Source organism: Pandoraea sp. NPDC090278 (genome assembly GCF_044772185.1).
Classification (GTDB): domain Bacteria; phylum Pseudomonadota; class Gammaproteobacteria; order Burkholderiales; family Burkholderiaceae; genus Pandoraea.
This window is the reverse complement of the sequence record NZ_JBIVYJ010000003.1, coordinates 83769-106804: the sequence shown is the minus strand read 5'-3', so window position 1 is coordinate 106804 and position 23036 is coordinate 83769. Positions and strand designations below refer to the sequence as shown.

18 protein-coding genes are annotated in these 23036 nt (G+C 62.6%); 10 read left to right on the top strand and 8 right to left on the bottom strand.

The window, feature by feature from the left end:
* Positions 1 to 93 precede the first annotated feature (93 nt).
* The 3 genes from ACIQWO_RS12840 to ACIQWO_RS12830 all read right to left on the bottom strand — a co-directional run bounded on the left by ACIQWO_RS12840 (position 94) and on the right by ACIQWO_RS12830 (position 6073).
* Complete coding sequence (locus tag ACIQWO_RS12840; protein WP_402824200.1) at positions 94 to 3186, bottom strand: FAD-binding and (Fe-S)-binding domain-containing protein; 3093 nt, start codon at positions 3184 to 3186, stop codon at positions 94 to 96.
* 187 nt (positions 3187 to 3373) lie between these two features.
* On the bottom strand, positions 3374 to 4651 hold the full coding sequence (locus ACIQWO_RS12835) for an MFS transporter (RefSeq protein ID WP_402824197.1): 1278 nt from the start codon (positions 4649 to 4651) through the stop codon (positions 3374 to 3376).
* A 201-nt stretch (positions 4652 to 4852) separates the two neighbouring features.
* Entirely contained in the window at positions 4853 to 6073 is a 1221-nt protein-coding gene (locus tag ACIQWO_RS12830; protein ID WP_402824194.1) for a pyridoxal-phosphate-dependent aminotransferase family protein, read from the bottom strand.
* A gap of 457 nt (positions 6074 to 6530) precedes the next feature.
* Between ACIQWO_RS12830 and ACIQWO_RS12825 the strand changes: the two genes are divergently transcribed.
* Positions 6531 to 7247, top strand: a complete 717-nt coding sequence (locus ACIQWO_RS12825; protein WP_039396830.1) for a GntR family transcriptional regulator — start codon at positions 6531 to 6533, stop codon at positions 7245 to 7247.
* A 172-nt stretch (positions 7248 to 7419) separates the two neighbouring features.
* Here the strand turns inward: ACIQWO_RS12825 and ACIQWO_RS12820 are convergent, their stop codons facing one another.
* Together ACIQWO_RS12820 and ACIQWO_RS12815 are read right to left on the bottom strand one after the other, a co-directional pair.
* On the bottom strand, positions 7420 to 8076 hold the full coding sequence (locus ACIQWO_RS12820; protein ID WP_402824191.1) for a flavodoxin family protein: 657 nt from the start codon (positions 8074 to 8076) through the stop codon (positions 7420 to 7422).
* A 492-nt stretch (positions 8077 to 8568) separates the two neighbouring features.
* Positions 8569 to 9420 (bottom strand): IclR family transcriptional regulator, encoded by an 852-nt coding sequence (locus tag ACIQWO_RS12815; RefSeq protein ID WP_402824188.1) that lies wholly within the window; start codon positions 9418 to 9420, stop codon positions 8569 to 8571.
* A gap of 266 nt (positions 9421 to 9686) precedes the next feature.
* Here ACIQWO_RS12815 and ACIQWO_RS12810 point away from each other — a divergent pair, with 266 nt between their 5' ends.
* The 9 genes from ACIQWO_RS12810 to ACIQWO_RS12770 all read left to right on the top strand — a co-directional run bounded on the left by ACIQWO_RS12810 (position 9687) and on the right by ACIQWO_RS12770 (position 19100).
* Positions 9687 to 11135, top strand: a complete 1449-nt coding sequence (locus ACIQWO_RS12810; protein ID WP_402824185.1) for an NAD-dependent succinate-semialdehyde dehydrogenase — start codon at positions 9687 to 9689, stop codon at positions 11133 to 11135.
* 144 nt (positions 11136 to 11279) lie between these two features.
* Positions 11280 to 12572 carry an ABC transporter substrate-binding protein gene (locus ACIQWO_RS12805; RefSeq protein WP_402824182.1) on the top strand — a complete coding sequence of 431 codons (1293 nt, stop codon included), beginning with the start codon at positions 11280 to 11282 and terminating at the stop codon, positions 12570 to 12572.
* 160 nt (positions 12573 to 12732) lie between these two features.
* Positions 12733 to 13629: a branched-chain amino acid ABC transporter permease gene (locus tag ACIQWO_RS12800; protein ID WP_402824179.1), complete on the top strand. Its 897-nt coding sequence runs from the start codon at positions 12733 to 12735 to the stop codon at positions 13627 to 13629.
* A complete protein-coding gene (locus ACIQWO_RS12795) occupies positions 13626 to 14633 on the top strand; it encodes a branched-chain amino acid ABC transporter permease (protein WP_402824176.1) in 1008 nt (335 codons plus the stop codon). The genes ACIQWO_RS12800 and ACIQWO_RS12795 overlap by 4 nt, the downstream gene beginning before the upstream one ends.
* Before the next feature lie 10 nt (positions 14634 to 14643).
* Complete coding sequence (locus ACIQWO_RS12790; protein ID WP_039396821.1) at positions 14644 to 15408, top strand: ABC transporter ATP-binding protein; 765 nt, start codon at positions 14644 to 14646, stop codon at positions 15406 to 15408.
* Positions 15401 to 16042, top strand: coding sequence for an ATP-binding cassette domain-containing protein (locus ACIQWO_RS12785; protein ID WP_402824172.1), 642 nt, complete (start codon positions 15401 to 15403; stop codon positions 16040 to 16042). The genes ACIQWO_RS12790 and ACIQWO_RS12785 overlap by 8 nt, the downstream gene beginning before the upstream one ends.
* A 30-nt stretch (positions 16043 to 16072) precedes the next feature.
* The gene (locus ACIQWO_RS12780; RefSeq protein WP_402824170.1) at positions 16073 to 17233 is read left to right on the top strand and encodes an iron-containing alcohol dehydrogenase; all 1161 of its coding nucleotides are present in this window, start codon (positions 16073 to 16075) and stop codon (positions 17231 to 17233) included.
* Positions 17234 to 17454: 221 nt separating this feature from the next.
* Entirely contained in the window at positions 17455 to 17835 is a 381-nt protein-coding gene (locus ACIQWO_RS12775) for a DUF1801 domain-containing protein (RefSeq protein WP_402824167.1), read from the top strand.
* A 464-nt stretch (positions 17836 to 18299) separates the two neighbouring features.
* The gene (locus ACIQWO_RS12770) at positions 18300 to 19100 is read left to right on the top strand and encodes an autoinducer binding domain-containing protein (RefSeq protein WP_402824164.1); all 801 of its coding nucleotides are present in this window, start codon (positions 18300 to 18302) and stop codon (positions 19098 to 19100) included.
* Here ACIQWO_RS12770 and ACIQWO_RS12765 read toward each other — a convergent pair.
* The 3 genes from ACIQWO_RS12765 to ACIQWO_RS12755 all read right to left on the bottom strand — a co-directional run bounded on the left by ACIQWO_RS12765 (position 19067) and on the right by ACIQWO_RS12755 (position 22868).
* Positions 19067 to 19864: an acyl-homoserine-lactone synthase gene (locus ACIQWO_RS12765; RefSeq protein ID WP_402824161.1), complete on the bottom strand. Its 798-nt coding sequence runs from the start codon at positions 19862 to 19864 to the stop codon at positions 19067 to 19069. The two genes, ACIQWO_RS12770 and ACIQWO_RS12765, sit on opposite strands and share 34 nt — an antisense overlap.
* 212 nt (positions 19865 to 20076) lie before the next feature.
* Positions 20077 to 21456 carry a hypothetical protein gene (locus ACIQWO_RS12760; protein WP_402824158.1) on the bottom strand — a complete coding sequence of 460 codons (1380 nt, stop codon included), beginning with the start codon at positions 21454 to 21456 and terminating at the stop codon, positions 20077 to 20079.
* Between the two features lie 32 nt (positions 21457 to 21488).
* Entirely contained in the window at positions 21489 to 22868 is a 1380-nt protein-coding gene (locus ACIQWO_RS12755) for a hypothetical protein (protein WP_402824155.1), read from the bottom strand.
* Between the last annotated feature and the right edge of the window lie 168 nt (positions 22869 to 23036).

Sequence of the window (23036 nt, the reverse complement as noted above, 5' to 3'; positions counted from 1 at the left end):
CAGCACTCGCCTGCGTCGAAACCGTATTGACTGAATCTGGCATCACAATCCTCAATCCTTTGATGGGCGTTCGCAGAAAATGGCGGCAATCGCTTACGCCACCCCGCCCGGCAACGCCCGCGCCAGTACGCGCGCGACGTGCAACGCATCCGTTTGCGCCCCATCGTGAATCTGATGGCGGCAACTGGTGCCGTCGGCCACCACGATGGCGTTTTCGCTGCGCTGACGAATCGCAGGCAACAGCGTCAATTCCGACATGGCGCGCGACGTGTCGTAATGCTCCGCCTCGTAACCGAAACTGCCCGCCATGCCGCAGCACGACGATTCGATCGATGATACCTTCAGCCCCGGCACCCAACCAAGGACCGCTGTGACGGGGGAGTAAGCGTCGAACGCCTTCTGATGGCAGTGTCCGTGTACCAGCGCCTCGCCCACGCCCTCCGGCAGCGCTTGCCAGGCCACTTCCAGTCGCCCTGCCGCCTTCTCGCGAACCAGAAATTCCTCAAACAAAAACGCGTTGTCCGCCAACTTGCGGGCCGCATCGCCGAAGCCATAGCCGAGCACTTCGTCGCGTAGCGAGAGCAGGCACGACGGTTCCAACCCCACAATCGGCACCCCACGCTCAACGAACGGCATCACCGCGTCGAGCAGGCGTCGCGCTTCCGCCTTCGCTTCGTCCACCAGACCGGCCGCGAGGAACGTCCGGCCGCAGCACAGCGGTCGTTCGCCAGCGCGCTGATTCACATGCACCGTGTAGCCAGCCGCTTCGAGCACCTGCTTCGCCGCGCGGGCATTCTCCGGCTCCATGTAGTTGTTGAACGTGTCGACAAAGAGCAGCACCTGACGCGAATTCTCTGCATCGACGGGACGGCCCAGCGGCGTCTGACGCGCCAGGAACGAGCCGGTGAGCGCTGGCACGGAGCGTTCCAGTGCGAGCCCGAGCCAGCGCTTCGCCACGTTGCTGCCGGGCAAACGCTGCGCCGCATCCAGCAGCCCACCCACCCGGCTGGCCCACGGCGCGTAGCGCGGCAGATACGCGATCAGCTTGTCGCGCAACGACACGCCGTGGCGTTTCGCACGCGCATGCCGCGCCTCGATCTTGAAGCGCGCCATATCGATGCCCGTCGGACAATCGCGCTTGCAGCCCTTGCACGACACGCACAGATCGAGCGCCGCCTTCACCTCGTCGCTCGCCAGCCCTTCGTCGCCCAGTTGCCCGGAGACGGCCAGACGCAACGTATTGGCCCGTCCGCGCGTGACATGCTGCTCGTCGCGCGTCACGCGATAGCTCGGGCACATCGTGCCCGCGTCGAACTTGCGGCAGTGGCCATTGTTGTTGCACATCTCGACGGCGGACGCGAGACCATGCGTGGCGTCCGTCCCCGTGTCCGGCGCAGTCTGCTCGCCGGACAGCGCATCGCGCTTCACGTTCCAGGCCGTCCAGTCGAGCGCGGGCGTGATCGGCTTTGCCGCGTAGCCCGGCGCGAAACGGAACAGCTCGCGCGTGTCCATCTTCGGCGGGCGCACCATCTTGTCCGGATTGAAACGATTCTCCGGATCGAACAGGTCCTTGATCTCGCCGAACGCCGCATTGATGCGCGGCCCATACTGCCAGGCCACCCATTCGCCGCGACACAGCCCGTCGCCATGCTCGCCTGAATAGGCGCCCTTGTATTCGCGCACGAGCGCCGCCGCTTCCTCGGCGATCTCACGCATCTTCACCGCGCCGTCACGGCGCATGTCCAGAATCGGACGCACATGCAGCGTGCCCACACTTGCGTGGGCGTACCACGTGCCCTCCGTCCCGTTGCGATGGAACACTTCGGTCAGACGCCGCGTGTACTCCGCCAGATGCTCCAGCGGCACCGCGCAGTCTTCGATGAACGACACGGGCTTACCGTCGCCCTTCATGCTCATCATGATGTTCAGGCCCGCCTTGCGCACTTCCCAAAGCGCCTTTTGCGGCCCGGCGTCCGGCATCTTCACCACGCAGTCCGGCAAGCCGAGGTCGCCCATCAGCGTGGCAAGATCGTCGAGCTTCGCGCGCAGTGCGGCGGAATCGTCGCCCGCGAACTCGACCAGCAGAATCGCCTGCGGATCGCCCGTGAGCGCCTTCTCGATGACGGGACGAAACGCGGCGTTATCCATCGCCAGATCGATCATCGTGCGATCGACCAGTTCCACCGCCACCGGCCCCAGCTTCACGATGTGCTGCGTGAGGTCCATCGCCTGATAGAACGTGGGGAAGTTCACCACGCCGAGCGTCTTGTGGGCGGGCAACGGCGCGAGCTTGAGCGTGATCTGACGGCTATACGCCAGCGTGCCCTCCGAGCCCACCAGCAGATGCGAGAGGTTGGCCACGCCGTCGTCGGTGTACGCGCGCGGGTTCAGGCAATCGAACAGATCGAGGTTGTAGCCCGCCACACGGCGCAGCACGCGCGGCACGCGCTCGCGCAGCTCCGCCTGTTCGCGCATCGCGATGTCGTGAACGCTCGCGAGGATCGCCTTCGTACGCGCGTCCGTGGGCGGTGTGTGCAGCGAGCCGAAGTGCAGTTGCGCGCCGTCGGCCAGCACGGCGTCGATGGACAGCACGTTGTGCACCATGTTGCCGTATTCGATGGAGCGCGAACCGCATGAGTTGTTGCCCGTCATGCCGCCGATGGTGCATTGCGCGGCGGTGGAAACGTCCACCGGAAACCACAGCCCGTGAGGCTTGAGCCACGCGTTCAGATGATCGAGCACGATGCCCGGCTCAACGGTCACGGTGCGCGCCTCGGCGTCGAAGTCGATCACACGGTTCAACCACTTGCTGTTGTCGATGACGAGCGCTTCGCCGATGGTCTGTCCGCACTGGCTCGTGCCTGCACCGCGCGCGAGCACCGGCACCTTCTGGTCGCGTGCGATGTCGAGCGCGCGGATCAGGTCGTCCTGATCGCGCGGCACCACTACACCGATGGGGAAGATCTGATAGATCGACGCATCCGTCGCATAGCGCCCACGACTGGCGCGATCGAACAGCACGTCGCCGCGCAGTTCACGCCGCAGGCGGTCCTGCAACGGCGTGAGCGCCACCCCGCCGCGCTGCATCGGCATCAGATGCACGGGCTGGCTGATGGGCGTCTGGGGAGCCGGAGAAGTCGGAGAGGTGCCGTGAGGCGTCGCGCGGGCGTTCGATTGGGAATTCATGACGTTGCTGGCGTTGAGCTGGCCGTACCGAAGAAGATGCACAAGGCATCGGGGACGGGCCTGCGGCGAACGGACACGAGGCCCGTCCGGCAGGTGTTCTGCAGGAGATATCGCTTGGCTTGCAGATCGTGCGGACGCTCACCACGCCCATCACGATCCGACAGATCAGGCAGACATCAAGTGCACGTCAGGCAGGCTGACGGGCGTTGCTTGCGTTAGCGGCATCGCCTGCAAGCGAGAACTTGCTCTCGGGTTGCATGCGGAAGGCCAGCACCACACCGACGGCCATCAGAATCATGCTGCCCACGAACGGCAGTTCCCAGTTCCCCGTGCGGTCGATGAGATAGCCCGAGAGCACCGGCGAGATGATCGCCGCGAGCGCCGAACCGGTATTCATCATGCCGCTGGCCGTGCCCGAGTATTCCGGTGCGACGTCCATCGGGATCGCCCACATCGGGCCAATCGTCATTTCGGCGAAGAAGAAGCCCGACGCCAGACACGCCATCGATACATACAGATGGTGCGTGAACATCATCGGCACGAGCGAAATCAGCGTGAGCAGCATGCACACGGAAACCATCCAGCTACGAGCGCGCTTCAGGTTACCGGTACGCTCGTAGAGCTTGTCGGTGACGATCCCGCCGAGCGTATCGCCGATCACACCGGCAAAGAACACGCTCGAAGCGAACAGCGCCGACTTTTTCAGGTCGAGGTCGTAGCTATGCAGGAAGTACTGCGGAATCCACGACAGGAACAGCCAGAGCGTCCAGCCGTAGCAGAAGTACACGACCGTGACCGGCATCATGCGCTTGAACAGCGGACCCCACGGCACCGAGCCGCTTTTGGCCTTGAGTGCAGGCAGCACGGCCAGTTCTTCGGGCGTGATGCGCGGATGGTCTTGTGGGCGCTCCTTGAACGTCAGGGCCCACAGCCCAACCCAGATCAGGCTCACGATCCCGCACAGATAGAACGACTCGCGCCAGCCGTGCGTGGCCATGATGAACACCACCACGGCCGGGGCCACAGCGTTACCGATACGCGAAGCCGCGTGCGTGATCCCTTGCGCGAAACCGCGCTTTTCCTTGGGAATCCAGCGCGACATGGCCGACGTGGCCGCCGGGAACGTCGCCCCTTCGCCCAGGCCCAGCAGCAAGCGGGCAAGCAACAGCGTGACGAGGCCACCGGCCATACCGGTCAGGATCGTCGCTACCGCCCACAATGCGCCGCACACCAGCAACGTGCGCTTCGCACCAAAGCGATCGCTCACCCAACCGCCGATGATTTGGAAAACCAGATAGGGATAGGCAAATGCCGAGAAGACAAGACCGATTTCCGTCTTGCTGAGATTGAATTCCTTGCCGAAACCGGCTGCCGCCGTGCTGACGTTGACGCGATCGAGGTAGGTGATGAAATACATGACGCATAGCATCACCAACACGACCCTTGTCGCCTTGAAAAGCTTCATTGCATGTCTCCTGAAACATCCTGTGAAGCGCGCCCGCAGCATGCTGGCAGCGCAAAGGTGTTGCTGCATCACGAGCGCTTCTGTTGTGAGGCTCTGTGACGCGTGAATGACAATTAAAGCGTTTTACATCAGGAGCGCCGACGATCCTCCAAACATATCGCCGACACTCCCCGTCTCCTGGTTAGGAATACTAACGGCAGGTTACGCGGCGACCTTGAGCGACGGTGTGTCCTTCGCCTTCGCCAGATAGTCCATTGCAGCGACGACACCCGAACCCGCCAGCTTCACGCCGGAGATTTGCAGGCCCATTTCGCAGCCTGAGAGCGTCGCCATGAGCGTCAGGTCGTTGCAGTCGCCCAGATGGCCGATGCGGAACATCGTGCCGCGGATCTTGCCGAGTGCCTGACCGAGCGACATATCGAAGCGCTCGTAAATGCGCTTGCGGACTTCGTCGGCGTCCACGCCTTGCGGCATGACCACACCGGTAAGCACCGGGCTGTACACCGCCGGGTCCTGACACTGAATCTCCAGACCCCAGGCGTTGACGGCGCGACGCGTCGCCTCGGCCAGTCGCTGGTGACGGGCAAACACGTTGTCCAGCCCTTCTTCCAGAATCATGTCGAGCGCTTCGGACAAGCCGTACAGCAGGTTCGTGTTCGGCGTGTACGGCCAGTAGCCGTTCTTGTTCGCTTCGATGATTTCCTGCCAGCCCCAGAAGGCGCGCGGCAGCTTGGCCTGCTTACCGGCTTCCAGCGCTTTGGGCGAGACGGCATTGAAGCTGATACCCGGCGGCAGCATCAGACCCTTTTGCGAGCCCGAGACGGTGACGTCGACACCCCATTCGTCATGACGGTAGTCGGCCGAGCCAAGGCCCGAGATCGTGTCGACGAGCAGCAACGCCGGGTGCTTGGCCGCATCGATGGCGCGACGCACGGCCGCGATATCGGAGGTCACGCCGGTGGACGTTTCGTTGTGCACCACGCACACGGCCTTGATGGCGTGGCCGGTGTCTTCGCGCAGACGCGCTTCGATCATGTCCGGCTGCACGCCACGACGCCAGCCTTCGGTGCCCGGCAGACCGATGAACTCCGGCTTGAGGCCGAGGTTTTCGGCCATCTTCTTCCACAGCGTGGAGAAGTGTCCGGTTTCGAACATCAGCACGTGATCGCCCTGCGAGAGCGTGTTCGTCAGCGCAGCTTCCCACGCGCCGGTGCCTGATGCCGGATAGATCACTACCGGTTGTTCGGTCTTGAAAATCTTCTTGATATCGGCGAGCACTTTGCGACCGAGTGCCCCGAATTCGGGGCCGCGATGGTCGATCGTCGGGTAGCTCATGGCGCGCAGAATGCGATCGGGCACCGGGCTCGGACCAGGGATCTGCAGGAAATGGCGACCCGAGGGATGGAAATCGAGCTTCAACATGAACGTCTATCTCCTCTTGAAAAATTCTGTTTTGAATTTTGCATTCAAAATACTTTAGCAGAGCGGATGACTTTCGCAAGGGGTGAGAAGCGCTTTTAATACAGTCGTTTACCCGAAGGGTCTGTCCCCCCCTAAATCCGGACTCGTGTTGCCTGGCCAAAGGGGCGAGCGCAAGGAATGAGCCGAAGCGAATATCGGGAATATTCGCGAGGGTCATGACGCGGCGATCGCCCCTTTGGGTAGGCAACCCGAAGGGAACGTGCCCTACCGGCCGTCTGGCGGCGTTGCCCGCAGCTTGCTTGGAGTGACCAAGCGGCGCTGCGGGCGCCTTGCCAGCCAGCCGGTAGAACACGTTCACGAGTCCGGATTTAGGGGGGGACAGACCCTAGATACGGACGCCTGATACCGTGCGTTACAATCGCGACCATGACGCCTGATGCCGATTTTATGATTTTGAATGCAAAAAATGGATAACACGTCGACGATTGCCGCCCCCGAAATCCCGCGTGTCGAGCGCCTGCGATTGCACGACACCGTCGTCGAGCACCTGCGCCGCCTCATCATCGAGGGGGTGCTCTCCCCCGGGGTCAAGCTCAACGAACGCGAGTTGTGCGAGACGCTGGGCATCTCGCGCACGCCGCTGCGCGAAGCGTTCAAGGTGCTGGCGGCCGAAGGGCTTATCGAGATCGCTCCGAATCGCGGCGCGAGCGTCGCGCGCATGACGGAGAAGGAAATCCGCGAGATGTTCGAGCTCATGAGCGCGCTCGAAGCATTCTCGGGGGAGTTGGCGGCCGAGCGTATGACAGCCGTCGAACTCGCCGAGATCAAGGCATTGCATTACGCCATGCTCGCATGCCGCGCGCAGCAAGACCTGCCGGGCTACTACGCGCGTAATCAGGCGATTCACGATCGCATCAACGAAGCGGCGCGCAACGGGGCATTGCGACAGACTTATGTGGCCATCAACCGACGACTGATGGCGCTACGCTTTCGCTCGAACTTCCATTCGGACAAGTGGGATCGCGCCATCCACGAGCATGAGCAGATGATCGACGCACTGGAGCAACGTGACGGCAAACGGCTCGGTGAGATTCTGCGTAAGCACTTGCTGGCCAAGCGCGACGCCGTCCTGCAAATTCACGCCGAACCGGCGAGCGACGCCCCGAGCAACTGACGCGCCGCATCTCGCCGACTCCACGCCAAACGACAAACGGCACGTGAGTGTATCCACTCAACGTGCCGTTTGCTTTGCGACTGACTTTGTCGCGACCTTCTCTGCGGCTACCTTTGCCGCGTCATGCTTCGCTTCGCGCCGGACTCACCGGCACATTCACATCCACACGACTTTACAGCCGACGCTCTGCCGCTTCCAGCGCACGACGCGCCAGGACTGCCGGTGACTCCAGCACTTCTCCCGCAAGACGCGCGACGAGCGAAGCCACGTTACGACCGTACTGCTTACCGGAGATGACATCGGCCGGATCGAGTGCGTAGGCCGCGTCGACTTCGACGCCCGGGGCCGTGACCGCCGGGAAATCGCCAGCGAAGCGCGTGACCATCGAACCTGCCGAGCCGCGCATCTCGAAGTCGGCGTCGTCGGCTTGCGCATCGGCCCACACCATGCCGTGCTGTGCGGCCAGCGCGGCAAAGTAATCGAGCGTGTTGCGCTTGTCTTCGCTGGAGCGGCAGCTGAACGAGAATCCGCCCGCGACCTTGTTGCGCCAGCTGCGCGCGCGCCACATGCCCGTGGTCGCGTCGGCGAAAGCCTTGAATGCGGCAGCAACGCCGCCCTGAAATGCCGGTGCACCGAAGATGATGGCGTCGGCCGCAGCCAGACGCGACAGCATGACTTCGTCGTGCCATTGATTGCCGATAAGCTGATGCGGCTCGATGCTGAACAGTTGGGCGTGTGCGCCCGCGTCATTCACACCCTGGGCGACCGAATGGGCAATCATGGCGGTTGCGCCGCCCTGCGAGTAATAGACGATTGCGATATTGGACATGGCGTAGTGCTTCCCTATTAGATGTCCGCCCCATGGCACCGCCGGGATCGCGCTTCCCTACGCTTCCTCTAGCTGTCTGGACATCAGTCAAGGCCAGATAATGCCAGTGATAACCCCTAGGGAATAGCCCGCATTCGTGGACATGACTGTTCCGCTAAAGATAACAATCGGACGAATGCAGGACGCTGTCACTTCGCGAGCGCGAAACTGACAGGAAAATGACGCGGCGCTGACGGTGCGCCGCCACAGGCGCCACCGGCCGGAAAGCCCCGCGCAGCAAGGCGCGACAGGCCGATGGGCGTAACAGCCCCGACAGGCGGAGCCGAATGTTCATGGCCCCACCGACGGCAGGGGCAATTATAGGAAGATTCGAGGCGGCCGACAGCGCAGGGTGCGTCGGCAGACGCCAAACAGTTCCCTCAAACCGCGTGAGTTCGACTCAACGACGCACGAATTTTCCGTGCGCGTTTTTTCTGCGTCGACGATGCGGATTCAGCGTCGCGACAATGCCCCGGCGGGTGCCCCGAGACGAACCGACAACTGATCGGCCAGCTCACGCATCTGGCGACCGATGCGCTGTCCGGTCTGCGCATCGATCTCATTCGTCAGGAAACTCACCGCCAACCCGGCCACCGCGCGCTCACCGCTGGCGTCGAACACCGGTGCGCCAAAGCAGATCATGCCTTCGCGCATCTGCCCATTGTCGATCGAGTAGCCATCACGACGCACCTGCGCCATCTCTTCGGCCAACGCGGGGTAGGTGCCGACGCTCGCACGCGTGAGCGGTGAGGGCCACGCCCCTGCCAGCAGATCGGCCGCCTCGCCCGGCGGCAATGTCGAGAGCATGGCTTTGCCGGTCGCCGTATAGGGCGCGGGCAAGCGCATGCCGATGCGGAACGTCACGCCCAGCGGACGGTTGCCGTTGTGGCACGCGAGATAGATCACTTCCGCGCCATCGAGCACGGAGAGCGTCACGGTTTCTTCCGAGAACGCACGCGAGGCCTCCCAGACCGCCCGGAACTCCTCGGTAATGTTGGTCTGCGACAGGAACGCATTCGCCCATCCCATCACATACGACCCCATCGTCATGCCCCCATTGGCATGACGCTTCACGAGACGCAGCTTGACCAGCGTGTCGCACAAGCCATGCAGCGTGCTCTTCGGCACGCCGGTCTCGCGCGCAAGATCGGCCAACGCCACCGGTTCGGACGACGCCGCAATCACATCGAGAACGTGCACGGCCCGCACCACGGCGGGTGCCGTGGTCTTGAGCGGCTCGTCGGATTGGGCGGCGGCATTCGCCGCAGAGGCGTTGGCAGGCAGATCGAGTTTGCGCTTTGGCATGAATCGGGGATCTCGGGAATCTCAGGAAACGGCGTCGATTTTGTAGGGATGAATCGGGTGACGGACCGGGTAACGGATGACACGCCGCCAGCATGGTACGGGCAAGTCACTCTCATTCCGGCCTAGGGAAAACCCCTTAGTTGCACCCAAAACGTTCAATACGTAGAATCGCATTCAATACATAGAATATCGTTCAATAGATAGAACGGCAAGCAACAACCCGAGACACTGCCCATAGGAAACGCCGGTCCGCCCGGCCTACTGCCATGCAACTCAAAGACACCAATCTTTTCAAGACCCTTGCGTGGGTCGACGGTCAATGGATCTCGGCCGACAGCGGCAAGACGTTCGACGTGCTCGATCCGGCGACCGGCGAAGTGCTGGCCAAAGTGCCGGAGCTCGGCGCGGAGGAAACCACGCGCGCCGTAAGTGCCGCCGAAGCCGCCCAGAAGTCGTGGGCCGCCCGTACCGGCAAGGAGCGCGCCAACGTGCTGCGCCGCTGGTTCGATCTGATGATCGCGAACACCGACGACCTCGCGTACCTGATGACGCGCGAACAAGGCAAGCCGCTGGCCGAAGCCCGCGGTGAGATCGCCTACGCGGCCAGCTTCATCGAATGGTTCGCGGAAGAGGCCAAGCGTGTGGACGGCGACGTGCTCGCCACGCCCGCCGCCGACAAGCGTCTGGTCACCATCAAGCAGCCGGTCGGTGTGTGCGCCGCCATCACGCCGTGGAACTTCCCAGCCGCGATGATCACGCGCAAGGTCGCACCGGCACTGGCGGCTGGCTGCGCCATCGTGGTCAAACCGTCCGAACTCACCCCGCTGTCCGCCTTCGCACTGGCCGAGCTGGCACATCGCGCTGGCATTCCCAGCGGCGTGTTCCAGGTCGTCACGGGCGACGCCCGCGCGGTGGGCGGCGTGCTGACGTCGCACCCGAGCGTGCGCAAGCTGTCATTCACCGGCTCGACCGGCGTAGGCCGTCTGCTGATGGCGCAGTGCGCCCCCACGGTCAAGCGTCTGTCGCTGGAGCTGGGCGGCAACGCGCCGTTCATCGTGTTCGACGATGCCGACATCGACGCTGCCGTCGAAGGCGCACTCGCCGCGAAGTATCGCAATGGCGGTCAGACGTGCGTCTGCGCGAACCGCTTCTACATTCAGGACGGTGTCTACGACGCGTTCGCCGAGAAGTTCGCCAAGCGCGTCGCGGAAATGAAGGTCGGTAACGGTCTGGAAGACGGCGTGGTCATCGGCCCGCTGATCGAAGGCAAGGCCGTCGACAAGGTCGTGACGCTGGTCGAAGACGCGAAGTCGCGTGGCGGGCGCGTGCTCGTGGGCGGCGAAGCCCATGCACTGGGCGGCACCTACTACGCACCGACGGTGATCGCGGACGCCACGTCGCAAATGCGCATGGCCCGTGAAGAAATCTTCGGCCCGGTCGCGCCGCTCTTCCGCTTCACGCGCGACGCCGACGCCATCGCACTCGCGAACGACACCGAATTCGGCCTCGCCGCCTATCTGTATACGCGCGACATCGCCCGTGCCTGGCGCACGTCCGAAGCGCTCGAATACGGCATGGTCGGCCTGAACACCGGCCTGATCTCCAACGAAGTCGCGCCGTTCGGCGGCATCAAGCAATCGGGCGTGGGCCGCGAAGGCTCGCGCTACGGCATCGAGGAATACCTCGAAATGAAGTACCTGTGCCTGCAAGTGTGAGGTAGGCGGCCTGCTGGACAAACGTCCAGCAGGCCCGGGCACCGCACCGGGGCATCAGACTCCGCACGTTCATAAATCGACATACATCGACACTCATCGACACCCGTCGACATACACGTCGCAACACCACCAAAGGAAACCAGTATGAAGCGCGTTATCCAGCGCGGCATGAAGCCGCTCGCTCTCGCACTTGCGGCCGGCGCCGCGATCGCCTCGGTTGCCACCACGGCACACGCCGATGCCAAGCCGATCAAGATCGGCATCGTGACGTTCATGTCGGGCGCTGCCGCCGGTCCCTTCGGCGTACCGGCCAAGAACGCCGCCGAAGTCACCGCTGCCGAGCTTAACGCTGGCAAGGTGCCTGCCCCGTACGCCACAAAGGGCTTCGGCGGTGCGCCGATCGAACTCGTCTACATCGACGAAGCGGGCAGCACGAGCAAGCAGGTCAGCGAGTACCGCAACCTGTTGAACCAAGGCGTCGATTACGTCGTCGGCTACACCTCGTCGGGCAACTGCCTGGCGATTGCACCGGTGGCCGAAGAAATGAAGAAGGTCACGCTGTTCTTCGATTGCGGCACGCCGCGCGTGTTCGAAGACGCAAGCTTCAAGTACGTCTTCCGCCCGGTGGCCACGGCCACGATGGACAACGTGGGCGCTGCCCGCTACGTCGCAGAACGCAAGCCGGATCTGCAAACGTATGCAGGTATCAATCAAAACTACGCCTGGGGTCAGGACGCCTGGGCCGACTTCGAAGGCACGCTCAAGTCGCTCAAGCCGAACGCCAAGTCGGTCAGCTCGCAAATGCCGCAGCTGGGCGCAGGTCAGTACAACGCTGGCATTTCGAGCCTGCTCGCCGCCCACCCGGACGTGCTGCATTCGAGCTTCTGGGGCGGCGACCTCGAAGGTCTCGTCGTGCAAGCCGGTCCGCGCGACCTGTTCAAGAAGTCGCTCACGGTCCTCACCGCCGGTGAAACGGCGACGCACGGCAAGACGCGTCTGCCGGACGGCGTGATCATCGGCGCACGCGGCATGTACGGCATGTTCGCGCTGGACAACGCACTGAACCGCTGGCTGCGCACGGCCTACAGCGCCAAGTTCAACGACACGCCGAGCTACCCGTCGTACAAGATGAACCAGAGCATCCTCGCGCTCAAGGCCGCTTACGAGAAGGCACAAGCCGCGAACGGCGGCAAGCAGCCCACGCCCGAGCAGGTCATCGCTTCGTTCGAGCACCTCGCCTTCGAAGCACCGGCCGGGAAGATCGGTCTGACGTTGGGCAAGGGCCACCAGGCTGCGCAAGGCACCGCGTTCGGCATCGTGAAGAACGTGAACGGCAAGGTCACCGTGACGGACGTGAAGCAGTACTCGATCGCCGAAGTCACGCCGCCGGAAGGTGTGAAGTCGGCCGACTGGATCAAGGGCGGCCTGAAGCACTGAGCCCCCCCCCGGCAGATCCTTTCACGTAATACCTAAGCATCAAGTTCGGGAGGACGGGCGCGTCTCGTCCTCCCGTCCCCTTGCAATAAAGCGGTACCCGCAATGCGCGCGACGTGGCCATCACGCTACTCGCTGCATTGCGTTCCAAGGAGAATGCGAGATGTCGCAGATCTACGCCGTCCTGGTGGACGGGGTGATGTACGCCGCGTGGCTGTTCCTGGTTGCCCTGGGACTGACCCTCGTCTACGGCGTGCTCAAAATCTTGAACATGGCGCACGGCAGCCTGTACGCGTTGGGCGCGTATGCTGGCGTGACGTTGATCGGCCCGTGGGTTGCCCAGGGCGGCAACCTTTACGTGAGCTATCTGTTGCTCGTGCTGGCGGCCATCGTCGCGGGCGGAGCCATCGGCTTCATCATGGAGCGCGGCGTTCTGAAGCGCTTCTACGGGCAGGACCCCGTGGTGCTGCTGCTCGTCTCTTATGCGCTCTTCCTCATCATGGAAGACGCCATCAAACTCGTCTGGGGCGTCGATCCGTACTCGGTCTCGGAGCCGTACAGCTTCCTCGGCAACTTCGACCTCGGCGATCTTTCGTACCCGAATTACAACTTCCTGATCGTGGGCGTAGCGCTCATCGCGGGCGTCGGCCTCACGGCGTTCCTGAAGTTCACTCGCAGCGGCCGTTTGCTGCGCGCGGTGATTCACGACCGTGAAGTCAGTCAGGCGATGGGCATTCGCGTGAGCCGCTATTTCGTGGTGACGTTCATGGCAGGCGCGGTCCTTGCGGCCATCGGCGGCGCGCTCACCGCACCGACCGTGTCGGTTGCGCCTGGCATGGGCGTGGAAATCGTGGTGCTCACGTTCGCCGTGGTGGTGATCGGCGGACTGGGTTCGCTGCCCGGCGCAGCGTTCGGTGCGTTGCTCGTGGGTCTGGTGCGCGCGAGTGCCGTGCATTACTGGCCGCAAGGCGAGCTGTTCTCCATCTACATCGTCATGGCGCTGGTGCTGGCTGTGCGTCCGAAAGGCATCTTCGCTCCGCTGGAGGCTCGCAAGATATGAGTTCCGCAATCTGTTCCCAACTGCGCGCGCCCGGCACGTGGCTCGCGGTGGTCGGTTTCGTCGTCATCGGCGCAGCAGGTCTCGCCCTGCCCCAATGGCAATTTCTGGTCTCCGTGGCGTTGTCGAAGGGCATCGTCGCACTGGGTCTGGCGCTGCTGCTGCGCACGGGTCTCGCGTCGTTCGGTCAGGCGTTGTTCTTCGCGGTCGGCGCGTATTGCGTCGGCCTCGGCATGAACTACTACGGCCTGACGGAGCTGTTCGCGCTGCTCGCCGTATCGATGATCGTGTCGGCCGTGCTGGCCTTCGTGCTCGGTTTTTTGCTGGCACGCTACCGCGACATCTTCTTCGCGATGCTCACGCTCGCGCTGTCGATGATCTGCTACGGCCTGCTGCTCAATAACGTCGAACTCGGCGGCAGCGACGGCTTCAACGTGAACGCCCCCACCCTCGGCAGCAGTGCCGAGCCGTGGCAGCTCACGGGCACGAACCTGTTCGCGGTGGGCTTCATCGCCGCCATCGCGTGCGTGATGGCCGTGGCCGTGTACATGCGCTCCACGCAGGGACGCCTCGGCCCCGCGATCAAGGACAACGAGATCCGCGTGGAGTATCTGGGCACGTCCGCCCGCCGCAACATTCACCTGACGTACGTGATCGCAGGCGCGCTCGCGGGTCTCGGTGGCGCGTTGCAGGCGTTCAACATCGGCCACATCGATCCAGACATGGCGTTCTGGACGACCTCGGGCGAATTCGTCTTCATCGCCGTGCTCTCGGGCACCCGCTTCGCCTTCTCGCCGTTCATCGGTGCGCTGCTGCTCGAAGTGGCTCGGGCGATGGCGTATCGCTACGCACCGAACACGTGGCAAATCGTGATGGGCGCGATCATGCTCGCGATCATCGCCTTCCTGCCGGGCGGTCTCACGAGTCTGGGTCTGGGACGTCGCAAGGCGACCGCTGCACATCCCGTCACGCAAACGTCGACCGCAAAAGCGGCCGACGCAGCATAAGGGGCACGAGATGGCATCGACACACATCATTGAGGCCACTGGCCTGCACAAGACCTTCGGGAGCGTGACGCCCGCGAAGGACATCACCGTCAACATCGACGCGCAGAGCGTGGTCGGTCTGATCGGCACGAACGGCGCAGGCAAGACGACGTTCGTCAACATGCTCACGGGCTACATCAAGCCGGATCGCGGCGAGATCATGTTCCGTGGCAAGCGCATCACGGGTCTCGCACCGCGCAAGATCACGCGTCTGGGCATTGCGCGTTCGTTCCAGATTCCGCAGTTGTTCGGCTCGCAGACTGCGCGCGAGAACATCGAGATTGCGCTGGCGATTTCGGGCTTGTCGGCGGATCTGGCGAACGAAAGTCTGGCGCGTCTGGGCGTACTGGAGTTTGCCGACATGATCTCGGGCACCTTGCCTGAAGGCGTGCGCAAGCTGCTCGACATCGCACTCGCAATGGTCTGCAAACCGGAAGTCCTGTTGCTTGACGAGCCGACGTCGGGTGTCGCAGCGGAAGAGAAGTTCGACGTGATGAATCGCGTGCTGGATGCCGCGCGTGCGCTGGGCATCACCGTGCTGTTCGTGGAGCACGATATGGAAATCGTGCGCCGCTACAGCGACCGCGTGCTGGCGTTCTGCGACGGCCGCATTCTGGCGGATGGCACACCGGACGTGGTGCTGGCCGACCCGCAGGTGCGCGAGTTGATCATTGGCGAGACGGTGGCCGCAGCGCCGACGTCGGGAAATATGGCTGGCGAGGTAGCCCATGCTTGAAGTCGGAAATCTGAATGTGCGCTTCGGCGCGACGGACATTCTTCGGGGCGTGCAGTTCTCGGTCCCGAAGGGCGCCATCGTCGGGCTGATCGGACGCAACGGCGCGGGCAAGACGACGACGCTGCGCGCCATCATGGGTCTCGTGAAAGCGAACGGCGGCACGTTGACGTTCGATGGCGTGGATCTGGTCAAAGCGCCGTCGCACGAGCGTACGTCGCTGGGCATCGGCTATGCGCCGGAAGACCGCCGTCTGATTCCGGACATGACGGTTGAAGAAAACCTGTGCGTGCCTGCTTGGGCACTCAAGGCGAAGGATGTACAGGCGCGTCTGGACAAGGTGTATCGGATCATTCCGGAAGCCCGCGAGTGGGCCCCGCGCCGCGCCTTACAATTGTCGGGTGGCCAGCAGAAACTGGTGGCCGTCGGCCGCGCGCTGATGACGAGTTCGCGTCTGCTGATGCTCGACGAACCGTTCGAAGGCGTGGCCCCGGCACTCTCGAAGCGCATTGCCGAAGTGATCGGCCAGATGCGCGGTGAAGGCCTCGCCGTCATTCTCTCGGGCGCGGATTTGCAGCACGCCGGTGCGGTGCTCGATAGCGTCTACCGGATCGATCGCGGCCAGATGGTCGCGTAAGCCTCATAAAGTCTTCATAGGAAAACGATCATGAACGCATTTCGTTTCCAGACGGTCCCCACCGTCGTTGTGGAATTCGGTGCAGCGCGCCGCCTGGGTGCGCTGCTGCGCGAGCAGTTTCCGTCGGCCAAACGCCTGTGCGTAGTCACGGACGGCTTCTTGCATAAGAGCGGTCTGCTTGCACCTGCGCTGGCCGATCTGACGAAGCACGACTGGCAAGTGTCGGTCATCGACGACGTGATCGCCGATCCGCCCGAGCACATCGTGCTCGAAGCCGCCGAGCGCGCTCGCGCGGCAGACGCCGAAATCGTGCTGGGTCTGGGCGGCGGCTCGTCGATGGACGTGGCCAAGCTGCTCGCAGTGCTGCTACCGGGCACGCAGTCGATCAAGGAAATGTACGGTGTGAAGAAGGTGACGGGCACGCGCCTGCCGCTGGTACAAATCCCGACGACAGCAGGCACCGGCTCGGAAGTCACGGCCGTGTCGATCGTGACGACCGGCGAAACGACGAAGATGGGTGTCGTCGCACCGCAACTCTTTGCCGATCTCGCGATCCTCGACGCGGAACTCACGCTCGGCCTGCCGCGCGCGGCCACTGCCGCCACCGGTATCGACGCGATGGTGCACGCGATCGAAGCCTATACGTCGGCACACCTGAAAAACCCGATCTCGGACATGCTCGCCGTGAAGGCCCTGGAATTGCTCTCGCGCAATCTCCTGCCCGCCTGCAACGATGGCGCGAACCGTGAAGCACGCGAAGCCATGCTTGTCGGCGCGATGTTCGCGGGACAGTCGTTCGCCAACTCGCCGGTGGCCGCCGTCCACGCCCTCGCCTACCCGATCGGTGGCATCTTCCACGTCGCCCACGGTCTGTCGAACGCGCTGGTGCTCTCGCACGTCATGCGCTTCAATGCACCCGCTGCCAGCAAGCTTTACGCTGAACTCGCCGACGCGATTCTTCCTGTCAAGGCGACCGGCAGCGACGAAGCGAAAACCGATGCGCTGATCCAGCACATCGAGTCGATGATCGTCGAGACCGCCATTCCGCGAACGCTGCGCGAAGTGGGTGTCAAGCAGGATGACATCGCGCGTATGGCCAGCGACGCCATGCTTCAGACCCGTCTGCTCGTCAATAACCCCCGCGAAGTCTCCGAAGCCGACGCTTTCGCGATTTACTCGGCAGCGTTCTGATTTTTGCGCTGGCGATGCGTGGACACCTGTCGCGCTAGCCAGCACCCCGACGGACCGGGGCTCCCTTCCGCCCCTCAGACATAAACCCAACTCGGTTCAGAAGGGAGCCCCGGTCCGTCTCCCCCCTTCTCTCCCCCCAAAACCTTCCGTCTTTTCTGCCTTCGTCAGAATTGGGCGCTGTATCGCACGCAACTTCCTTTTCTCTCCCGGAGACGCTCGACATGAAGAAGGCCTTTCCCTCGCCCGACGAAGCCTCAGCACTTATCGACGCCCGTATCACCGAGCTCGCAGACTGGCGCGGCGATATGCTCGCCCGCCTTCGCGCCATCGTGACCCGCGCAGCCCCCGATATCGTCGAGGAATGGAAGTGGCGCGTGCCCGTCTGGTCCTGTGACGGGATCCTATGCACCGGCGAAACCTATAAGGCCGCCGTCAAACTGACCTTCCCGAAGGGCGCTTCGCTCCCGGACCCCGCCGGTCTCTTCAACGCCAGCCTCGAAGGCAATACCCGCCGCGCCATCGATTTCCGTGAAGGCGCCGCCATCGACGAGAAAGCGCTAATCATTCTCATTCGCGAAGCTGTTAAGGCGAATCGCGGCTAATGCACAGCGTTCCAAATAAGTAACTTTTTAATTACGATTTGCACACCTCATCAGTGGCGGTTACAATTCTTGATAACGATTCTCAAAAAAACAAAAAGCCAAAAACCTCAATAAAAAAAGTGCAAAAAAATAGAATCAGTTTCAGACAAAATTCTCGATCATAGATCAAAAAAAACAACAAAAAAATATCTAGAAAATCGAGAAGTCTCGTTTTTCGATATTTTCGATGCATCGATTGAAATCCCGTTAACCCGTTGATATTCTTCAGCGCATCGGTGTACGGAACCAAGTTCATACATGTGGCTAGAGCCGCCCGACACCGGTACGTAGTGCTTTCGATTTATTGCATTTGCCACGGCGTGCGAAACGATTGCCAACGTAAGCGACACCATCTTGTTTGCAGTGTTCAATTAAAAACTCCGATGCATCAGCATGACTCAGGGGCCGACATGGCGTAATTCGCCATGGTGGCGTCGTGCGCGCTTTCGGAATCGGTGTCTATAAAACAAGCAGTTAAACGCACAAGCATCCGGTTTCCCCCTGGAGACATCATGTCTGCCTTGATACATTTGCTCGAAGCAATGGATAAGGACTGCAATGGCATTACCGATGCACAAATCTTGTTTCAGCGCATCGACGAGTTCTCCAAACGGATCGGCTTCGATTACACGTGTTACGGCTTTCGCAGCCATCGCAGCGCAACGCAGTCGGAGTTGCATATCTTCGACACGTATCCGCCTGGCTGGATGGACTATTACGCAAAGCATAATTTCATCGAAGTCGACCCGACCGTCGTCGTGGGTCGGCACAGCGAGCGTCTGTTGATCTGGCGCGATCCGTCGCTACCGCCAGCAAACGCTTTCTGGGAAGCCGCTTCGCGGTTCGGACTCAATCATGGGGTCGCGCGATCGAGCTGGGGGCCGCACGGCGAATTCGGGCTGCTGAATTTCGGACGCACGCACCCCCCACTCAATGCTGCTGAGATCGCTTCGTTGCGTGTCGGGATGGGGGCGATTGCGAACTATACGCACGAGGCAATGAGTCGCCTTCTGCGGCCGAAACGCCCCCCTTTCGACATCGATTCGCTCTCGTTGCGCGAACGTGAAGTGCTACTGTGGACAGCGGAAGGAAAGACAGCCGACGAGATCGGCGCAATCCTCGGCATTTCCGCACGGACGGTCAATTTTCACATCCGCAACTGTCTCGACAAAACGGGATGCCGCAACAAGGTTCAAAGTGCCATACGGCTTGTCATGTGGCGTTGACGCGGATCGGGTATCGATGCCGGGGCACTCACCGGCATCTCCGGCGGCAGTGTCATATCGGCGGCGGGCGTTGCCGCACATGTCAGGCCGAGCGCCGCAAGCGCGATCGCATCGACATCGATGCGGTAGGCCGCCACCCAGCGACCGTCGATGCGATGGCATTTCCCCAGCCGATGCGTCGGCACACCCAATCGCACGAACAGCCGCGCCAGACTGACATACGTCACACCGACGAGGCGTCTCGCCCCTAGTGCCAGCGCTGCGAACATCGCGGCACGCAACAGTTCGCGCGCCCCCTGAATCGCATCGTGCGTCTGCGCGGCTGGCAGCACCAGCGCGAAACGCGACAACTCCCACACTGAGGCGCACGCCGTATCGTCCGGGGGGCAATGCTCACTGACCACATCGCCGCTGTCGGTGACCCGATTTTTGCCTCGTCCGATGCGTGTGGGAAGTTCGAGCGACATGGCAGATGGCAGGTCGTCGACGAGATATTGGAAATGATCTTTCAACAGGAAGCGGCGGGTCGCGGGCAACAGGCGGGCACAGCCGACAATATCGTCGCCCGGACCGCGCAACGTGACATACACGGTTTCCTCATGGTCGTATTCGTCGGCCTCTTCGCCACGCGACGCAGCATCCGCAGCTCGCCGTTCCGGCACGCGCCAACCGAGCCGCTCCACAAACACCCGGTGCCTGAAGCGCGCCAGTTCGGCTCGCACGGCCGGCATCATCTGGGCACCTGTGATGACATCCACTCGCATCGTATCTCTCCAATAAAAAATAATAGGAGAGCTCAGCGTATCGACCGAACCGATGAGCGAAAACTGTCAAGGTTGACAGCCATTCGTTGAAAAATTTGGGAAATTGGCTTTCAAGAAACGAGCATTTCCCGGCACGTCGCCGACCCGCGTCCCCGGAGACGGGGGCGCGTCGGCGCAGGTGCCTCGTTCTCATTGCATCGCAGCCCAGCGAATCAGTTTCCGACGGCCGTCGTGCTCATCGCCCCCGTTTGTTCTGCCGGGACGTATCGGAAAATCGACCCCGGTGCCATCGGCAGGCGCATGGCAACGACCGGCATGAAGTGTCCGGTTCTCCCCATGTAGTCCTGCTGAATGGACTGCGCGTTTCCGCGCGTCGCGTCGGACTGATAGAAGAAAGCCTGCAAGGGCAGATCATTGGGAATGTCCAGCGGCCACGAGGCAAGAATGATTTCGTTGTGCACGGCGCTAGCCGATTGCCGGGAGTTAACGAAAGCCTGAAATCCTGCGACGCTCGCAGGCATAGCACCCGGACGCGAACACCGCCCCGGCGTGCCCGCAGTCCCGGCATCGTACGTGTAAGCGCATCGCCATTGCGGCGTGTATGTCGACGGATATCGCAGTTCGTGCAGAAGCATCCCCGCATCGGTGTACAGCGCCCTTGTCATGTTCATGTCCCTGCGTGCGTACGACCAGGACAGCGCACCGTCTCTAATGCCATTCGTACTCGGATTCCATGCCCGGACCCCAGGACCGTACCCTGTCACTCGGAACAGCACACCAGAGCACTGATAGCCCGGCGTGTTGCCCGGACACACCATGCGCGTGTCGGCATACCGAGCTTCCAGATCCTTCACGACGGTAAAGCCCCACATCAGTTGGTCGCGTTCATCGAAGCCGAATTCGGTGCCGTCGCCACCGGTGAGCCTCGCACGCAGAATCGGGACCCATTGCCCCGTCGCGGCGAAAAAATCGTTCTGGTACCGCAGCGCCTGCATCAACTGACCGCCCGCGCTGACGTCGTAATAAATCGCTTCCACATCGAGCGAGGCCGGTGTGTTGGCATCCCACAAACTCACGCCCACGGCGTTCGGGCTGCGCGCACACGCCGCGCACGCGGGCAATGTCTGGCCGTACGGTGGGCAGCCGCACATGAGCGAATACGGCTTCTCGTTGCCTGCGGCTCTCGGCACAGTGGCCAGCACGAAGCCCACCGAGCCGGGTGGACGCGCCGCCGGTGTGTCCTGACGCACGTACGTGATTTCGGCATACCCCGCCGCCGTCTCCGCAGGACTCTGACGCCAGAACGTATTGCCCACCCCGTCCGGTGGCGCCACGCGCAGCAGCACGCCAGAGCATTCGTAAATCGAGCGCACCTGAAAGCATCGGGTCGGCGTGTTCCTGTATCGCGCGTTAATGAGCCGGGCGGTGTCGGCACCGCTCATTTGTGCGGCTTCGGCGGCATCGATTGCGACGGTGTCGCTGAGTGTGCCGATTTCGATATCGTCGGGCGCCAGCGCATGCGCCGCCCCCACGAAAAGCCATAGCGTCAGCACGTAGCCAACGCTCGTCAGCCATCGGAATATGCGCGTCATGAGGAACCTCCCTACGAAAGTCCTGTGAAGACTCAGTTTCCGATAGCCGTCGTGCTCATCGCCCCGGTTTGTTCCGCTGGAACGAATCGGAAGATCGAGCCCGGCGCCATCGTCAGACGCGCGGAAACGACCGGCATGAAGTGCCCGGTCGTCCCCATGTAGTCCTGCTGAATGGACTGTGCGCCGCCGCGAGATGTGTCGACCGTATAGAAGATGCCCTGCAAGGGCAGATCGTCGGGAATGTTTTGCGGCCATGCGGCAAGAATGACCTCGTTGTGCGGACCGCGAACCGATTGCCGGGCGGTCACCAACGCCTGGAATCCGGCGGCGGTCGCGGGCAGAGCGCCCGGGCGCGTGCACCGCCCCGGCGTGCCCGCAGTGCCCCCGTTCACCGCGTAAGCGCATCGCCATTGCGGCGTGTATGCCGACGGATATTGCAGTTCGTGCAGCAGGAGTCCCGGCCCGGTGCCCGCCGTGGCCGTCATGTTCATGTCCCTGCGCACGTACGACCAGGACACAGCACCGTCTTTGACGGCCGCCGGACTCGGATTCCATGAACTGAATGTGGGACCTGATCCCGGCACGCGAATCAACACGCCCGAGCAGTAATAGCCCGGCGTGTTGCCCGGACACACCATGCGAGTGTCGGCATACCGAGCTTCCAGATCCTTCACGACGGTAAAGCCCCACATCAGTTGGTCGCGTTCATCGAAGCCGAATGCGGTGCCGTCTCCCCCAGTGAGCGACGCACGCAGAATCGGAACCCATTGCCCCGTCGCGGCGAAATAATCGTTCTGATACCGCAGCGCCTGCATGAGCTGGCCGCCCGCGCTAACGTCGTAGTAAATCGCCTCCACGTCGAGCGAGGCCGGTGTGTTGACATCCCACAAACTCACGCCCACGGCGTTCGGGCTGCGCGCACATGTCGCACACGCGGGCAATGTCTGGCCGTACGGCGGGCAGCCGCACATGAGCGAATACGGCTTCTCGTTGCCTGCGGCTCTCGGCACAGTGGCCAGTACGAAGCCCACCGAGCCGGGCGGACGCGCCGCCGGTGTGTCCTGACGCACATACGTGATTTCGGCATACCCCGCCGCCGTTTCCGCAGGACTCTGACGCCAGAACGTATTGCCCACCCCGTTTGGCGGTGACACCCGCAGCAGCACGCCGGAGCATTCGTAGATCGGGCGCACCTGAAAGCATCGGGTCGGTGTGTTCCTGTATCGCGCGTTGATGAGCCGGGCGGTGTCGACACCGTTCACTTGTGCGGCTTCGGCGGCATCGATTGCGGCGGGGTCGTTAAGTGTGCCGAAATTGATATCGTCGGGTGCCAGCGCGTGAGCCGCCCCCACGAAAAGCCATAGCGTCAGCACGTAACCAACGCTCGTCAGCCATCGGAATATGCGCGTCATGAGGAACCTCCATACGAAAGCCCTACGTGGGAGCGGCGCGAATTCGGTGCGAATTCTGCGCGTGAACCGGCCCACCCGGCTCGCGCGAACGCACGCCGGGGGCGTGGCCGCCCCACCGGGCGGTCCAATCCATCGGGAATATCAGGCAGGAATCGAAGCGATGTCAGG

What these genes read in the sequence shown, in the direction of transcription:
- ACIQWO_RS12835 (WP_402824197.1), bottom strand. Translation starts at nt 4,651, where the DNA reads ATGAAGCTTTTCAAGGCGACAAGGGTCGTGTTGGTGATGCTATGCGTC.
- ACIQWO_RS12775 (WP_402824167.1), top strand. Translation starts at nt 17,455, where the DNA reads ATGAAGAAGGCCTTTCCCTCGCCCGACGAAGCCTCAGCACTTATCGAC.
- ACIQWO_RS12805 (WP_402824182.1), top strand. Translation starts at nt 11,280, where the DNA reads ATGAAGCGCGTTATCCAGCGCGGCATGAAGCCGCTCGCTCTCGCACTT.
- ACIQWO_RS12820 (WP_402824191.1), bottom strand. Translation starts at nt 8,076, where the DNA reads ATGTCCAATATCGCAATCGTCTATTACTCGCAGGGCGGCGCAACCGCC.
- ACIQWO_RS12780 (WP_402824170.1), top strand. Translation starts at nt 16,073, where the DNA reads ATGAACGCATTTCGTTTCCAGACGGTCCCCACCGTCGTTGTGGAATTC.
- ACIQWO_RS12825 (WP_039396830.1), top strand. Translation starts at nt 6,531, where the DNA reads ATGCAAAAAATGGATAACACGTCGACGATTGCCGCCCCCGAAATCCCG.
- ACIQWO_RS12815 (WP_402824188.1), bottom strand. Translation starts at nt 9,420, where the DNA reads ATGCCAAAGCGCAAACTCGATCTGCCTGCCAACGCCTCTGCGGCGAAT.
- ACIQWO_RS12810 (WP_402824185.1), top strand. Translation starts at nt 9,687, where the DNA reads ATGCAACTCAAAGACACCAATCTTTTCAAGACCCTTGCGTGGGTCGAC.
- ACIQWO_RS12760 (WP_402824158.1), bottom strand. Translation starts at nt 21,456, where the DNA reads ATGACGCGCATATTCCGATGGCTGACGAGCGTTGGCTACGTGCTGACG.
- ACIQWO_RS12840 (WP_402824200.1), bottom strand. Translation starts at nt 3,186, where the DNA reads ATGAATTCCCAATCGAACGCCCGCGCGACGCCTCACGGCACCTCTCCG.
- ACIQWO_RS12830 (WP_402824194.1), bottom strand. Translation starts at nt 6,073, where the DNA reads ATGTTGAAGCTCGATTTCCATCCCTCGGGTCGCCATTTCCTGCAGATC.
- ACIQWO_RS12770 (WP_402824164.1), top strand. Translation starts at nt 18,300, where the DNA reads ATGGTGGCGTCGTGCGCGCTTTCGGAATCGGTGTCTATAAAACAAGCA.
- ACIQWO_RS12790 (WP_039396821.1), top strand. Translation starts at nt 14,644, where the DNA reads ATGGCATCGACACACATCATTGAGGCCACTGGCCTGCACAAGACCTTC.
- ACIQWO_RS12795 (WP_402824176.1), top strand. Translation starts at nt 13,626, where the DNA reads ATGAGTTCCGCAATCTGTTCCCAACTGCGCGCGCCCGGCACGTGGCTC.
- ACIQWO_RS12755 (WP_402824155.1), bottom strand. Translation starts at nt 22,868, where the DNA reads ATGACGCGCATATTCCGATGGCTGACGAGCGTTGGTTACGTGCTGACG.
- ACIQWO_RS12785 (WP_402824172.1), top strand. Translation starts at nt 15,401, where the DNA reads ATGCTTGAAGTCGGAAATCTGAATGTGCGCTTCGGCGCGACGGACATT.
- ACIQWO_RS12765 (WP_402824161.1), bottom strand. Translation starts at nt 19,864, where the DNA reads ATGCGAGTGGATGTCATCACAGGTGCCCAGATGATGCCGGCCGTGCGA.
- ACIQWO_RS12800 (WP_402824179.1), top strand. Translation starts at nt 12,733, where the DNA reads ATGTCGCAGATCTACGCCGTCCTGGTGGACGGGGTGATGTACGCCGCG.